Raw genomic sequence first — 14,508 nt, forward strand, 5'->3', positions numbered from 1 at the left:
GGGCGGGGCGGGGGCCGCCGTGGGCGCGGCCGCGGGCGACGCAGCGGCCGGGGGCCGCGCGGTCGGCGCCGGACCGGGCCCCGGGCGGTTATCCACGGAACGCCGTTCGCCTTCCGTTCCGCCGGGCGCGGAAGGGACGCTGGACACGGCGGCGCCGCCCCGGGGGCGGGTCTGGGCGGAGGGCGTCTCCGCGCCGCCGCCCGGAGTCACGGGGGCGGCGCCGCTCGACGAGACGGGAGGTGCGGGCGCAGGTGCGGTGGACGCAACGGGCACACCGGCCGCCAGCTGGCGTTCAAGACGGTCCAGGCGGGCGAACATGGACGACTCGTCGCCGTACGCGGCGGGCAGCAGGATGCGGGCGCACACCAGCTCCAGCAGCAGCCGGGGCGAGGTCGCCCCCCGCATCTCGGTCAGGCCGGTGTGCAGCAGGTCGGCCGCCCGGGTCAGCTCGCCCGGGCCGAGCGACTCGGCCTGGCGCCGCATGCGCTCCAGCTCGTCCGGCGCGGCGGTCAGCAGCCCGGTGCCCCCGGCCTCCGGCACGTTCGACAGGATCACCAGGTCGCGGAGGCGTTCCAGCAGGTCGGTGGCGAACCGGCGGGGGTCCTGGCCGCTTTCGATCACCCGGTCCAGGGCGGCGAACACCGCGGCGCCGTCGCGGGCGGCGAACGCGTCCACCACCTCGTCCAGCAGCGCCGAGTCGGTGTAGCCGAGCAGCGAGACGGCGCGGGCGTAGGTGATGCCCTTCTCGTCCGACCCGGCCAGCAGCTGGTCCAGGATCGACAGCGTGTCCCGGGCCGAGCCGGCGCCCGCCCGCACCGCCAGCGGAAGCGCGTTCGGCTCGTACGGCACGCCCTCCCGCTGCAGGATCTCCTCGACGAGTTCCTGCAGCACCCCCGGCGGGATCAGCCGGAACGGGTAGTGGTGCGTCCGCGACCGGATGGTGCCGATGACCTTCTCGGGCTCGGTGGTGGCGAACACGAACTTCAGGTGCGGCGGGGGCTCCTCGACCAGCTTGAGCAGCGCGTTGAAGCCCTCCCGGGTGACCATGTGCGCCTCGTCGATGATGTACACCTTGAAGCGCGCCGACACCGGAGCGAAGAAGGCGCGTTCCCGCAGGTCGCGGGCGTCGTCCACGCCACCGTGCGAGGCGGCGTCGATCTCGATCACGTCGATGTGGCCGGTGCCGGTCGGGCCGAGCGCGACACACGAGTCGCACGTCCCGCACGGGTCCGGCGTCGGGCCCTGCTCGCAGTTCAGCGACCGGGCGAGGATGCGGGCGCTGGACGTCTTGCCGCAGCCGCGCGGGCCGCTGAAGAGGTAGGCGTGGTTGATCCGCCCGTTCCGCAACGCCTGCTGGAGGGGCTCGGCGACGTGCTCCTGCCCCTTGAGCTCGGCGAATGTCGCTGGCCGGTACTTGCGGTACAGCGCCAGACTCATCGGGGGTCCGCCCTCCTCAGAAGCAGAGCGTCAGAAGCGAAAGGACCCCCCGCACACCCGCCAGAGCCTGCTTATCCTTGCTGCCTTCCGGCCCTGGGGAGGTTCACAGGATGACGCCGTGCGAGGGGTCTGCCCAGAGTCTATGGCATTCCCGGAGCGACGGCTGCACGCTCGCCGTCTCTCGTCCCCGCGTAGGCTCGTCCGCCATGGCCCCTCAAGCCGCCCGGCCGCACCTGCTGCACATCGCCGAACGCCGCCACTGGGAGGCGGCCCGCGCCGCCGGAGCCGCCTACACCATGTCCACCCGAGGCCGCACCCTGGAGGAGGAGGGGTTCATCCACTGCTCCTCCGACATGGACCAGGTGCACGGCGTGTTGTCCCGCTTCTACGCCGACCTGGACCCGGCGGAGCTCCTCCTGCTGGTGATCGACGCCTCCCGGCTGGACGCCCCGGTGCGCCACGAGCCCGTGGACGGCGCAGTTTTCCCCCATGTCTACGGCCCGATTCCGCTCTCAGCCGTTATTGATGTCCGATCAGTGCCTGAAACCCGGTAGGCTCTGCGGCGGAGGATTCGCCTAGTGGCCTAGGGCGCACGCTTGGAAAGCGTGTTGGGGGCAACCCCTCGCGAGTTCGAATCTCGCATCCTCCGCTGGCGCGTTGAGGGCGGTCCCGGTGGGGCCGCCCTCAACGCGTTCTAGCCTCCTTCAGCCTCTCGCCCCGCCCCTGAGCCCCCGCCGCGGCCCCGGTCACGTAGCCCCTCAGCGGCCTGGCCGTACCTCGAACGCCAGTCACACCCCCGCGCGACGCCTCGTCCGCACCGCTGACGCGAAGCCCCCACTATGGGCCGATCTTGAGGCGCTGCACCTCCGCCGCTGCGAGACGCTCGGGCAAGGCCGCGTCTGAGCGTCCCCCAAGGAGCGCAGTCGTCAAGAGATGCCGAAGTCCAACCCGCAGGGCCTCAGCGCACATGACGTCCGCTGATCACATCGCCACGCGGATCGCTGCCGGTGACCTTGCACCAAGCTCACCCGGCGGCCAAGCACGACATCGCCCGCATGCCTGTGCGCGCGGGATGCAGATGCCTCACGGGCGAGCCTTGGTCACGACTGTCCACGGCAACAACACGTTCGTTGCCGAGCCGTCCCAGGACACTCGGAGGAGGCGAGCCAGCCGACTAGCATCATGGCGCTATGAGATGCTGCGCGGAACCGCGTGAGGCGCCGCGCTGACCTGCGCAGTTGCCCAACCGCCGGGTCGCTGCAAAATCAGCAGAGAGACCACTCACCCCAGTCAGCACGACCGGCGACTTTACCCTCGGGTCGCTCATCACCCCTGGAGGGATCGCAACCCCCACGCGTAGGTGCGCAGCGGCACGGCGTAGTGCGTGCCGGTCCCTCATCACCCCTGGAGGCATCGCAACACGGCGGCCTGGGCCGCGTACTCCTCCAGCAGGTCGGACAGGTCGCTCATCACCCCTGAGGGGCACATGCCGCACACGAGCCGCGAGCGCAGCGCCGGTCGCTCATCCCCCTTGAGGGATCGCAACCACGGCACCAGCGGCCAGTGCCCGGCGCCGGCCTCGGGTCGCTCATCACCCCTGGAGGGATCGCAACAGGCTGTCGGGCTGGACTAGGCCGTGTTTCAAAGTAGGTGGAGCCAGAGAAGAGCCTGATAGCGGGCAGCGAGCTTGACCTGGCGGGTGTCCACGGCCCGATGGCGCTCGGGACGGGTGCGGCCGTACCCGACGGCATGGCGTCCCCGGTGGTCGGCCGGGTCGAAGGCGGGTGGACGACCACCGCTGCTGTCGGGCCTGGCCCCCGCAACCAGGATCATGGCGGCGACGCTCGCCTCACTTTGAAAACACGCTAGCCCCCTGATCACGCGTCGCTCATCACCCCTGGAGGGATCGCAACCTGGTACGGGAGATCCGTGCACATGAGCGGCGGCTGTCGCCGCTCATCACCCCCTAGGGTGGGTCGTCAAAGTCTCATGGCCACATCGGCAGGGCGGTCGACGTGACGGCGACTCGGAAGGACTTGACGGTCCTGCAGTTGTGCAGGTGGCGACGCCATGCCACCGCCCGATGCGGTCGAAGCAGCGCTCGACGACGCCGCGCCGCCGATGGACACGCCTGTCGAAGAGCGGCCACATGGTCCGCAACGACCGACCAGGCCACAGCCACAATGACGACACTGCCTAGAGGCCTTGCGGCCTTTCGATCGGATCGCTGTGTCTCCTCGACCGCACCCGCCAGAGGTCCGCGTCGAGCGCAGCCTTGTGGAGGCTGGCGGGTGTCCGCTCCACTTCTGGCTGCCCAGGGCGAAGGCACATCGCTTCCGAAGCCGGGCTTGAGCGGGCACTGCCTACTGGCGGACGACATGGACGGCGGGCGGGCGCTTGCTGCAGGCCCGTGAACAGGGGCGTTGCAAGTTGACCGACTGGTCATCACCGGGTGAGCGGGACGGTTGCGACCCCTTCTCTCGTCCCGCGGTGACACCGTAGACTCGGGGGAGTGATCTTCAAGGCGGTCGGCGAAGGGCGACCTTATCCGGACCACGGCCTGACGTCCCGGGACTGGGCCCAGATCCCGCCGCGCCAGGTACGCCTTGACCAGCTCATCAGCACCAAGCGGGAGCTGGACCTGCAGTCGCTGCTGGCCAAGGACTCCACGTTCTACGGGGACCTGTTCCCGCATGTCGTCCAGTGGCGGGGCGAGCTCTACCTGGAGGACGGCCTGCACCGCGCCCTGCGCGCCGCTCTGCACCAGCGTCAGGTCCTGCACGCCCGCATCCTCGACCTCGACGCCCGCTGACCGGCGGGGCCGCCGCTTTACCCTGACATGCCCACTGCGGCCCCCGTGCCAGGGACCACTGTCGGCCGGGCACGGGCGAGTCAACGGCTCGAGACCAGCACCTCCGCCATGACATGCCACCCGCCCAGCCACGTGCCGGGGGGACCGCTCTCAGCCGGGCGTATGTCGGAGGCCTCGGCACGGAACCGGCGCCGCCGCGCCGTCCCTGTGACGGGAATCACTGCCGGACGGGCGCGGGTCGGAGTCAACGGCACTGCATCGCCACGACATGCCATCGCGTCGTCCCCCTTATTCGGCGGGGTGCAGGGCGGGGGCAGCGGCTCGGGACCGGCACCCTCGCGTCGCGCTGGCACGCCGCTGCGTCAGCCGTGTGCCGGGATGCGCTGTCGGTGGGCGGTAGCGTCCCGCCACCCCGGTCCGTGGCGGGTCCCGGCTTGCTGATCGGCACGGCTACCGATGGCACGGGGGCGCAGCGGCGGCGACGCCCCTGATCGCCGACCCGCTCACGGCTGAATACCAAACCGGACATGGCCCAGGTTGCGTCCGGTGGATCCTGACGGCCGTACGCCCGTCTGCGATGCAGCCGCCCTGCCGGCGCCGCAATGTGGTCGAACACCACACCAACCGGCCCGCAACGAGGCGCGGCATCGCCCCCCGCCACGCCGGGCCTGCCTGTCACCACCGCGCAGCTGCAGCATGATCCACCGGGCCTTAGGCCCGCTTCATCCTTGCCGCGCGGCGGTACGTTCTGGCCTGGTTCCACATGAGCCAGCACGACCACGCCGGCCGAAGGCCCGCCGCTCGGGTTCGTGTGACCGGGTCAGGCGCGGGTCACGGGGTCAGCGGCTCGGGGCCGGCACGTCCGCCGGGACGGACACCGCGGGAGAGGCGGAGACGGTCAGGGGTTCCGGGTCGGCGGCCTCGGCGTGGACGAAGGAGGGGCGGGCCGCCAGCAGCCCGAAGACGATCTCCGGGACGAGCAGGGCCAGCAGCAGGGCGAGGGGGACGTTCCAACCGCCGGTGGCCGTGTGCAGGACGCCGACGGCCAGCGGACCGACTCCGGCCAGCACATATCCGCCGGTCTGGGCCATGCCCGACATCCGGGCCGCCACCGACGGCGTCGCCGACCGCAGGCTCAGCAGGGTGAACGCCAGCGGGAACGCACTGCCCGTGGCGAGGCCGAGCACCGTCACCCACAGCCAGCCGGCCTGCGGGGCGACGATCAGGCCGCCGAGCCCCGCGACCATCGTGACGGCGACGGCCAGGACGAGGGGGCGCTGGTCGCGCATGCGGGCGGCGGCCATGGGCACGACGAGCCCGAGCGGGATACCGATGATCATCATGACCGAGACCATCATCCCGGCGGTGGCGGGCGCGTAGCCCTGAGCCCGCATGATCTCCGGGAGCCATGACATCAGGACGTAGAACATCAGCGAGGCCAGGCCCATGAACAGCGTCACGTACCAGGCGAGGGGGACGCGCAGCAGCGATCCCCCGCCGGAGGTGCGGGCTCGGTGCGGGGGCCGTTCGGCGGTGCGCGCCGTCATCCGCGTGAGGGGTGCCCAGGCGAGGGCGGCCAGCAGGGACGGGACGGCCCACACGGCCAGCGCGAGGCGCCAACCGCCCGTGTCGTTCAGCGGGACGGCCAGGGCGGCCGCCAGCGCGCCGCTGCCCGCCATGAGCATCATCGCCATGCCGGTGAGCGCGCCCAGGCGGCGGGGGAAGACGCGCTTGATGACCGCCGGGGTGAGGACGTTGCCCATCGCGATCCCCGCTCCGGCCAGGACGGTGCCCGCGAACAGCGCCGGCCGCACGGGGACGATCCGCAGCAGGATGCCCGCCGTGATCAGGACCAGTGCCCCGGTGATCGCGGTCTCCGTGCCGAACCGGCGGGCCAGGGGCGGGGCGAGGGCGGCGAAGACGCCCAGGCACAGCACCGGCAGCGTGGTCAGGACGCTGACCTCGACGCCGGACAGGTTGAGACCCTCCCGCAGGTCGCCCAGCAGCGGGGAGACGCCGGTGATGGCGGCTCGCAGGTTGACCGTCAGCAGGACGAGTCCGAAGAAGGTCCAGATCGCGGTGAGACGGGAGAAGCGCGTGGTGGAAGTCATGTCGCCTTGCTCATGAGTGGGGGGTCGGTGTGCAGGCGGGCCACGCCGCTGGCACGTTCCAAAGCACGGGGGGCGGCGGTCGCGCCGCCCGCGGTCAGACGTCGGGGCGGGCGGCCGTCGACCGGATGATCCGGTCCAGGCAGGAATGCGTGGCCTGCATCGCCGCCTCGGCGTCCCCGGCCTCGATGGCGGCCGCGATCGGGCCGTGCGGGACGTCGGTGTACTCCATCAGCGTCCCGGCGGTGCCGATGCTCGCCCGCAGGGCCGCGCTGAAGTCGCGGTAGAGATCGGTGAGGACGCGGTTGTGCGTGGCCTCGACCACCGCGGTATGGAAGGCCAGGTCGGCCTCGACGAAGGCGGCATGGTCGCCGGACGCCCATGCGGCGTCCCGCCGGGCGAGCGCGGCGCTGATCGCGGCGATGTCGGCGCTGGTGCGCCGGGCGGCGGCCAGCCGGGCGGCCTCGACCTCCAGGCCGCGGCGCACCTCCAGGATCTCGGCCAGTTCGGCGGCCTGCAGGCGGCGGCGCACGGCGCCCGACATCTCGCTGGTCGCGCGCACGTAGGTGCCGTCGCCCTGGCGGCAGTCCAGCAGCCCGGCATGGGTCAGGGCGCGCACGGCCTCCCGGACGGTGTTGCGCCCCACGCCGAGGTCGGCGGCCAGCGCCGGCTCGGGCGGGATCTTGCTTCCGACCGGCCACGCACCCGCGGCGATCTCGCTCTTGAGCTGCTCGATCACCTGGTCGACCAGGGACGAGCGGCGGGCGGTGCGCAGAGTCAAGGTCCCCCCAACGGTGCGGCGGCGGTCAGCCGGACATCCAGTCATCCTACGTTTGACCGAACGCGGCCACGCCGCACGGGTATTCCCCGCCCTGCGGAGGACCGTGCGCGCCGCCTGCCGGGTGTCAGACCTTCCTGAGGTCGCAGTCGGCGGTCTGGGGACGCGACCGGCGCAGCCCCGCGGCCTCCAGCGCCTGCCGGTAGGCGGCCGCGGCGGACTCCGTCTCGCCGAGGGTCTCGAACAGCTCGCCCAGCTCCCGGAACAGGTGCGCGGTGGGACGTCCGGCGGGCAGCCCCTCCAGCTGGCCCGCGGCGGCGCGCAGGACGACCAGGGCGGCCGTGCGGTCCTGCTGCGCGATGCGGGCACGGGCGAGCACCAGCCGCGCCTGCGTCGTCTTGCGGACGCGGCGTGCCTCGGCGGGCCCGGGACGGGGGGGCACCGCGAGGTCGGCGGACGCCGGCGGCGACAGGGCCATGCCGGTGTCGAGGAACTCCTCCAGGTCGGTGATCGCCTCGCCGGGACGGCCGAGCGCGACCAGGGCGCGCGCCCGTTCGATCGTGCTCTCGCCGGCCTCGGCGGACGGCAGCCCCCCGGTGTCGCCGAGCAGTTCCAGCGCCTCCTCCGCCGCCTGCGCGCTGACCTCGGCGGACACGTCGGCGGGCCCGCCCAGGCCCCGGCCCTGCGCCGCGGTCTGATCGGACGCCGCCGGGGTCGAGAACGGCATGACGCCGCGCAGCAGGGCCTTGGCGGCGGCCAGGTTGAGCCGCGACCGCGCCAGCAGCGACGTGCGGCCGGCGCGGACCGCCAGCGCCTGCTCCGCCAGGTACAGGGCGTCGCCGACCGCGCCCTCCTCCAGCGCCTGGGACGAGGCCCGCTGGTAGTGCACGCTGGGGTGGTCGTCGTCGGCGGGTTCCGCCTCGCCCAGCCGTCCGCCCACCAGCGTCCGCCCCAGCGCGTGCGCGCGTTCGGGATCGGACCGGTCCACGTACGCCAAGAGCAGGATCCGGCCGACCTCGGTGTGCTCCTCGCCGACGGTCAGCCCGAGCTCCCGCAGCCGCGCCAGCGTCCGCTCGCCGAGCGCGATGGCCTGGCCGAGGTCACCGACGGTGTGGTAGCAGCGCGCCAGCGCGATCACCGGAGGCAGCCAGCTCGCCCGGCACGGGTCGCGTTCGGCCTGTTCGCGCAGCTCCTCGAACAGCGCGATGGCCTCCTCGGTACGGCCCAGCTCCTCCAGCGCCCGGGCGCGGCCCCAGCGGGCCCGCGCGGTCAGCTCGGAGTCGTCGCTGCGCGCGAGCACGTCGTCGAATCCGGCCGCCGCCGTGCCCGCGTCGCCGGCCAGCAGCGCCAGCTGCGCGTGCCGCTCACGGACCTCCAGGTGGGCGCGCTGCTCCGGCTCCACGCCCTCGGCGAGGTACTCGGGCGTGCAGCCGAGCCGCTCGGCCAGCATGCGCAGGACCGTCGGCGTGGGCGTCCGCTTCCCGGACTCGATCAACGAGATATAGCTGTCTGAAAGGTCGTGACCGGCGAGCTGCGCCTGCGAGAGGCGTCTGGTGAGCCGCAGGTTGCGGACACGTTCGCCGACGTTGCCTGGACCCGGCATGTGGACTCACTTAGCGGAAGTAATCAGGCGGCTGGGGTGCCGACATGATTGCACATTGCGGGTTAACGCACATCGAGAGTAACGAAGCGCCAGGGGTGCGATCATCCCCCTCGGTCCTGGCGGCCGATTATGGTCTGCGGTGTCGCCGGCCGCGGCCGCTCCCGCCCGCACGCCGTGGCCGGTGGACGTGACGGCCCCGCGCACGGCGACCCCCGTGTCGTCGTAAGAGGCGTCCACCCGAGCCGGATCGGCCCCGCCGCATGTCACGGGGTGCGCTCCGGTCGGCGAACGTCCCATGTGCCGATCACAATAGCGGGTCCCTATCACAATATCCGACATCACGGGCAAAGATCATCGATTCGGCTCGGCGGACCGGTCCGGGCCGCCGAACGCTCGGCCGTTCGCGCAGGCCGCCGCCGGCTCCGGCGGCCGCGGAGCGTCGCGGCGCACACGGCATGCGGGACGGCGGGCACGGCGCGGCGGGAGTCACGCCCGTTTCGGTGGCGGGCCGGCAACCCGTTGGACGAAACGTCCAAAGCGGCCCTTGAGCGCGGCCTTCACCCGTCCGCAACTCCAAGGGTCACCGTCCGGCCCCGGAATGCCCGCAAACGGGCACGGCGGTTCCGCAATCGGCGAAATCCCGCCCGCCTACGCGGAACAGCCGACCTGCGCGCACCGGCCCCGCGACGGCGCCGTCAGTCGCCGTTCTTGTTGGGGAAGATCATCTCGCAGACTTCCAGGTACAGCTGCTCGGGGTAGGGCAGGTAGTCGACCGTGCGCAGGGCCTGGTCCTGACCGGCCGACTCCAGGACGAACTCGCCGTACCCCAGCATCCGCCCGGTGATCGAGCGGCGGAAGCTCATGTCGGTGACCTTGGCCAGCGGCATCATCGCCACCTTGCGGGTGATCAGGCCGGTGGTCAGCAGCATCCGCTGATTGGTGATCACGAAGTAGTCCACCGACCACTCGGCGACCCGCCAGACGAACCACGCCAGCAGCGCGAGCCAGGCCCACCAGATCCAACTGATCACCCCGCCCGAGTCGCTGGCGACCGTGTTGCTCAGCACACCGGCGACGATCAGGCCGCCGAGCACCAGGCCGACCGGGAACATGAGCACGGCGGGGTGCCGGCGTACGGTGATGACCTGCGTCTCGTGCGGCAGCAGGTACTTGTTGACCGACGTCGGAGCGGAGTCGCCGGGCGTGACCAGCCTCATCGGGGCCTCAGGCGAGTTCGGTGACGAAGGTGGCCAGGGAGTCGGCGACGGACGCGATGCCGATCGCCGCCTGGTTCACCGACTGCGCCGCGCTGCCGGGCTCCCGAATGACGTAGAAGGCCACAAAGGCCATGGCGGCCCACGTGACGTACTTCTTGGCGGGCACTACAGCCTCCCGGAGCGCGATGACCCACAGACCCCTGGTCAGTTTCGCACAGCCGCGACTCCGGGCAAAGCATGCTCAGGGTGCGTTCCCTGTAGCGCTGCGAGGCGTGTGCGGCAGATCGGTACGGCCCTCGTCGCGTCTTCGCTCCTCGCCGTCGTCGGGCGGAGGCATGGCCCGTCCGTCGGGCCTCCGCTCGATCCGGTGGCGGCCCCGTACTTCGCCGGCCGCGGCCCCGTCCGCGTGGTGCCGGGCCTGCGCCTCCTGCCCCGTGCCGGGGCCGGTCTCGGGCCCGTCGGCTCGTCCGTCCTCGCGGCGTTCGGCCTGGCGGCGCTCCGCTCTGCGGCGCTCGGCCCGCTGCTTCTCCGCCGCCACCATCGCGAGCACCTGCAGGTGCTTGCGTGCGATCTTCTCCACCAGACCGGGCGCGGCCGCCCCGGTGACCTCCTGCGCCCCGTAACGGGCCGCGGCCACGCACCGCGTCACCGTCTCCGGAGGATGCACCCCCACGAATTCCTTTTTAAGGCGGTCGCCGATCTCCTCGTAGACCGACGGCTCGCCGTCCCCTTGGTGAGCCATCACGTTTCCTTGAGACTCGCTCACACCACCCCGGTCCCGTTACCCATCCCCTGTGCGCCAGGGCGGTGGAGGGGAACGATCAGCACGTTCCGTAGCACCTTACTACCCACGGTGATTCTCGGCGGAACATCAAGAGTTCCGGCACACAGCCGAACACTCTCGCAATGGCCCCATGCTCCACGTTCACCGCCTCGCCCCGTGCGCCGCTACGAACGCTCCCGTCCCGGCGGGCTGGTCCACATCGCCGTCAAGAAACCCGGCCGCGTCCCCGACGAGCGGCCACAGGGTCCCCGGCGAAACCCCAACAAGAATTGCCGAGGCGGCAGCGGATACGCCTGCCTGCACACCGCCCTGGACGACCACACCCGCCTCGCTGCGCCGAAAACCTGCCTGACGAGAAGGCCGCCGCCTGCGACGCGTCGCCTGGTTCGCCGCCCGCGGCACCACCGTCGAGCGGGTCCTGACCGACAACGCCCGAGGCCTGCACCAAGAACACCGGCGTGGCGCCTGCCGCAAGCTGGGCTCCGCAAAAAGAGAGCCAGGCGGGACGAACCCGGCATCCAGGCAGGCGCTCAGGCGGTCACGGGGCGGCCTGACCACCAAGATCCACCTGGCGGTCGACGGGCGCGGGCCTGCCGTCGGCGGTCGTGCTCACGCCCGGCAACGTCAACGACTGCACCGCCTTCCCGCTCTCCGTCCGCTAGGCAGTGTCGTCAAAGTGGCTGCGGGCTGGTCGGTCGATGCGGACCATGTGGCCGCTCTTCGACAGGCGCATCCATCGCCGGCGGGCGTCGTCGAGCGCTGCTTCGACCGCATCGGGCGGTGGCACGGCACCGCCGCCCGCGCCACTGCAGGAACGCCGAGTCCTTCCGAGCCGCCGTTGCGTCGCCCGCCCTGCCGATGTGGCCGTGACACTTTGACGACACGCCCTAGAACGTGTTTCGAAGTGAGGTGAGCGCCGCCGCGGCATCGCCGCCACGATCCCGGTCTCCTGGGCGACCAGACCCGGCACCGGCAGCGGCGACAGCCGCAGCGGTCGTCCACCCGCCTTCGACACGACCGGCTGCAAGGCCCGCCATACCGCCGAGTGCGGCGTCAACCGCGAGCGCCACCGGGCCGCGGCCACCCGCCACGACACGCTCTTCGTCCGCGCCCAGGTCGTTCTGCCGAGATCACCGAAGTCAACAGGCGGCTCAACCGACTTTGAAACACGACATAGGGCGGACGCACCGCGACAGGGGTGCGCGCCGTTCGGGGGTTCGGCCTCCGTTCGTCGCGCGCGCGTGCGGTGAGATCTGGTGTCGCCTGGTGGGGCACGCCACGCCGCGACATCGGGTGGGCCCGGCGCGCCCCTGAGCCCATGCCGCGGGGTTGCGTGGACGCGCGGGCGGCGGTCGTCAGACGACGCCGTAGAGGCGGTCCCCCGCGTCGCCCAGGCCGGGGACGATGAAGCCCTGCTCGTTGAGGTGGGAGTCGACGGCGGCGGTCACCACCCGGATGGGCGTGCTGGTGCCCTCGAACACCGCCTCCAGGTACTTCAGCCCCTCGGGGGCCGCCAGCAGGCACAGGGCGGTGACGTCGGTCGCCCCGCGGTCGAGCAGGAGCCGGATGGCCGCGGCGAGCGTGCCGCCCGTGGCGAGCATGGGGTCGAGCACGTAGCACTGGCGGCCGGACAGGTCGTCGGGCAGGCGCGTGGCGTACGTCTGGGCCTGCAGCGTCCCCTCGTCCCGGATCATCCCGATGAACCCGACCTCGGCGGTCGGCAGCAGCCGGGTCATCCCGTCCAGCATCCCCAGTCCGGCGCGCAGGATGGGCACGACGAGCGGCTTGGGGCTGGCCAGCCGCACCCCCGTCGCCTCCGCCAGCGGGGTCTGCACCGTGACCTCGGCGACGCGCACATCCCGGGTGGCCTCGTAGGCCAGCAGGGTGACCAGTTCGTCGGCCAGGCGACGGAACGTGGGAGAGTCGGTTCGCTCGTCCCGGAGCGTGGTGAGCTTGTGCGCGACGAGCGGATGATCCACGACGTGGGTCTGCATGGGCACACCGTAGCCCACACCAGGCGATTCCCCGCACATCCGTCGTGAGCGGATACGAGCCCGGTGACCTGGGCACGATGGGGCTATGAACCGCGATCGCATCCAGCGGCCGGGGGACGCGGCCCCGGCACGTGAATCCGTCCATGACCCTCCCAACGAACTCCCCCGTCCACCTCGGGCGCCGACGCGGTCCCCTAGCGGCAGTGAGGCCCGATCCGGAGGGCCCGCCGACAGCCCGGGGGCCGAGGCGGCCCCGCCCCGCCCGGACGCGTCCGGCGACGCGCGGACCTCCGCGGACGCCGGAATCGCGCCGGACGCGCGGGGCGTTGAAGCCGTGGGGGAAGCCGAGACCACCGAGGACACCCAGGCCATGAGGAACGGGCAAACCGAAACCCCAGACGACGACGGGGACCTCCGGGGCGCCGAAGACGGCGACACCTCGGCCGACCCCGCCTCCCGCCGCGACATCACTCCCGAGCAGGTGCGCGAACGCCTCCGCCGCCGCGCCGTCTTCCTGCGTGAACTCGCCGAAGCCCGAGAACTGCGCCGCCGCGTGACCCCGCACCGCTCCCGCCGGGCCCGCATCCACGCGGTCTTGCGGCGCCGCACCTTCCGTCTCCACTGAAACCGACCCGGAGTCCGGGTCACGACCCCGCCCAATCGGACGACGACGCACCGTTGTGCCGTGCACGCGCCGTCCCGCGCCTACCTGAGCGCCGGGTGATCCGATCGCCCTCGCCCGGCGCTCGCGCCCCGTCACGCACCGCACCGGCCACCGCCCCTGTCCGCCCTCGGAGGCGGCGGCTTCAGGTGCCCGCTGCGGTCTGGAGCTTCCGGACGATGCCGTTGCAGGGCTCGGGGCGCCTGATCCGCGCCGCGTCCCCGGGGTGGTTGCCCGACTCGCTGACGTCGGCCACGACAGGGTCCGAAAAATCATGTGATAACCACCACAACCGCCCTTGGAGGAACGGGCTGCCGTCACCGCGCTCGGCGGCCTCCCACCCGACGGCCACGCCGAATCCGACTCGGCCTAGAACAGCGGGGCGACAGGACGTCCGCGAAGCCGCCGACATGCGAGGCCGACGGCGGCGGTCTGCGAACGACGGACGGAAGGCGCTCGCAGGCCAGGTCAGGGCCGGAGCTGCGCCCAGTTTGGCGGTGGTGCACGCGAGCAGGCGCCGCATCTGGGAGCATGCGTTCGCAGGAACGGCGCCGGTGGGGTGGAAATGACGGATGTGGACGCGACGGACTTCGCCGTCGTGGTGTACCGGGAGGACGACAGCTGGGAGGCCGGGGTCCTCCCCGTCGCGCTGACCGAGGACCTGGCGGGGCTGATCCACGCCCTGCGGCAGCAGCCGAGCATCGGCGGCACCATCGGCATGGTCTCGGTGGGCGACGACTTCTTCGTGGCGCTCCGGCTGCTCGGCGACGAGGTCATGGTGTTCCTGTCGGACGTCACCGCCTCGGTCGACTGGCCGCTGGCCGGGCAGGTGCTGGAGTACCTGGACATCCCGATCCCCGAGGACGAGGAGCTGGACCAGGTCCTCCCGGTCGGGGACATGTCGATCTTCGCCGATCTGGGCCTGGACGAGATGGAGCTCGGCGCGATCTCCGGCGACCTGGAGCTCTATCCGGACGAGATGCTGCTCAGCATCGCCACCCGGCTCGGGTTCGCGGCCGCCTTCGAACGGGCCCTCGACACGATCAACTGACCCGGGGCCTCCGGGGCGCCGTCCGGCATGTGACCGGCGCAACATTGTGCGTCACAATATCTG

Annotated in this window: 11 protein-coding genes, 1 tRNA gene, 1 other RNA gene and 1 pseudogene; 5 read left to right on the top strand and 9 right to left on the bottom strand. The window is 72.1% G+C overall.

The features are described 5' to 3' along the window. On the bottom strand, positions 1-1,437 hold a 1,437-nt coding region (locus tag ABD879_RS03880; RefSeq protein WP_345017493.1), incomplete at its 3' end, for a DNA polymerase III subunit gamma and tau. A gap of 37 nt (positions 1,438-1,474) precedes the next feature. Continuing rightward, positions 1,475-1,570: signal recognition particle sRNA small type (gene ffs, locus ABD879_RS03885), an RNA gene on the bottom strand. A 73-nt stretch (positions 1,571-1,643) separates the two neighbouring features. On the opposite strand from ffs, the gene ABD879_RS03890 reads away from it, so the two are divergent. From ABD879_RS03890 to ABD879_RS03900, 3 genes are all read left to right on the top strand, one after another. Beyond that, the gene (locus ABD879_RS03890; RefSeq protein WP_345017495.1) at positions 1,644-1,991 is read left to right on the top strand and encodes a DUF952 domain-containing protein; all 348 of its coding nucleotides are present in this window, start codon (positions 1,644-1,646) and stop codon (positions 1,989-1,991) included. 10 nt (positions 1,992-2,001) lie between these two features. Next, positions 2,002-2,086 (top strand) — tRNA-Ser (locus ABD879_RS03895). A 1,863-nt stretch (positions 2,087-3,949) separates the two neighbouring features. Beyond that, positions 3,950-4,249: a type II toxin-antitoxin system VapB family antitoxin gene (locus tag ABD879_RS03900; RefSeq protein ID WP_345017497.1), complete on the top strand. Its 300-nt coding sequence runs from the start codon at positions 3,950-3,952 to the stop codon at positions 4,247-4,249. 839 nt (positions 4,250-5,088) lie between these two features. On the opposite strand, the gene ABD879_RS03905 is transcribed toward ABD879_RS03900, so the two are convergent. From ABD879_RS03905 to upp, 7 genes and pseudogenes are all read right to left on the bottom strand, one after another. After that, complete coding sequence (locus ABD879_RS03905; protein WP_345017499.1) at positions 5,089-6,360, bottom strand: CynX/NimT family MFS transporter; 1,272 nt, start codon at positions 6,358-6,360, stop codon at positions 5,089-5,091. A gap of 94 nt (positions 6,361-6,454) precedes the next feature. Continuing rightward, complete coding sequence (locus ABD879_RS03910) at positions 6,455-7,138, bottom strand: FadR/GntR family transcriptional regulator (RefSeq protein ID WP_345017501.1); 684 nt, start codon at positions 7,136-7,138, stop codon at positions 6,455-6,457. A gap of 124 nt (positions 7,139-7,262) precedes the next feature. Continuing rightward, on the bottom strand, positions 7,263-8,738 hold the full coding sequence (locus tag ABD879_RS03915; protein ID WP_345017503.1) for a helix-turn-helix domain-containing protein: 1,476 nt from the start codon (positions 8,736-8,738) through the stop codon (positions 7,263-7,265). Between the two features lie 695 nt (positions 8,739-9,433). Continuing rightward, the gene (locus tag ABD879_RS03920) at positions 9,434-9,955 is read right to left on the bottom strand and encodes a PH domain-containing protein (protein ID WP_345017505.1); all 522 of its coding nucleotides are present in this window, start codon (positions 9,953-9,955) and stop codon (positions 9,434-9,436) included. A gap of 7 nt (positions 9,956-9,962) precedes the next feature. Then, a complete protein-coding gene (locus tag ABD879_RS03925) occupies positions 9,963-10,121 on the bottom strand; it encodes a hypothetical protein (RefSeq protein WP_345017507.1) in 159 nt (52 codons plus the stop codon). A gap of 354 nt (positions 10,122-10,475) precedes the next feature. Continuing rightward, a pseudogene (locus ABD879_RS03930) lies at positions 10,476-10,697 on the bottom strand (hypothetical protein); the annotation flags it as partial. Between the two features lie 1,397 nt (positions 10,698-12,094). Continuing rightward, positions 12,095-12,733 carry a uracil phosphoribosyltransferase gene (upp, locus tag ABD879_RS03940; RefSeq protein ID WP_345017509.1) on the bottom strand — a complete coding sequence of 213 codons (639 nt, stop codon included), beginning with the start codon at positions 12,731-12,733 and terminating at the stop codon, positions 12,095-12,097. 370 nt (positions 12,734-13,103) lie between these two features. On the opposite strand from upp, the gene ABD879_RS03945 reads away from it, so the two are divergent. Both ABD879_RS03945 and ABD879_RS03950 read left to right on the top strand, forming a co-directional pair. Then, positions 13,104-13,358, top strand: coding sequence for a hypothetical protein (locus ABD879_RS03945; protein ID WP_345017511.1), 255 nt, complete (start codon positions 13,104-13,106; stop codon positions 13,356-13,358). A gap of 601 nt (positions 13,359-13,959) precedes the next feature. Further along, entirely contained in the window at positions 13,960-14,445 is a 486-nt protein-coding gene (locus ABD879_RS03950; protein WP_345017512.1) for a tRNA adenosine deaminase-associated protein, read from the top strand. Positions 14,446-14,508: the final 63 nt, after the last annotated feature.

Source organism: Actinomadura keratinilytica, assembly GCF_039539665.1.
Classification (GTDB): domain Bacteria; phylum Actinomycetota; class Actinomycetes; order Streptosporangiales; family Streptosporangiaceae; genus Spirillospora; species Spirillospora keratinilytica.

What these genes read in the sequence shown, in the direction of transcription:
- ABD879_RS03905 (WP_345017499.1), bottom strand. Translation starts at nt 6,360, where the DNA reads ATGACTTCCACCACGCGCTTCTCCCGTCTCACCGCGATCTGGACCTTC.
- upp (WP_345017509.1), bottom strand. Translation starts at nt 12,733, where the DNA reads ATGCAGACCCACGTCGTGGATCATCCGCTCGTCGCGCACAAGCTCACC.
- ABD879_RS03950 (WP_345017512.1), top strand. Translation starts at nt 13,960, where the DNA reads ATGACGGATGTGGACGCGACGGACTTCGCCGTCGTGGTGTACCGGGAG.
- ABD879_RS03920 (WP_345017505.1), bottom strand. Translation starts at nt 9,955, where the DNA reads ATGAGGCTGGTCACGCCCGGCGACTCCGCTCCGACGTCGGTCAACAAG.
- ABD879_RS03915 (WP_345017503.1), bottom strand. Translation starts at nt 8,738, where the DNA reads ATGCCGGGTCCAGGCAACGTCGGCGAACGTGTCCGCAACCTGCGGCTC.
- ABD879_RS03945 (WP_345017511.1), top strand. Translation starts at nt 13,104, where the DNA reads ATGAGGAACGGGCAAACCGAAACCCCAGACGACGACGGGGACCTCCGG.
- ABD879_RS03890 (WP_345017495.1), top strand. Translation starts at nt 1,644, where the DNA reads ATGGCCCCTCAAGCCGCCCGGCCGCACCTGCTGCACATCGCCGAACGC.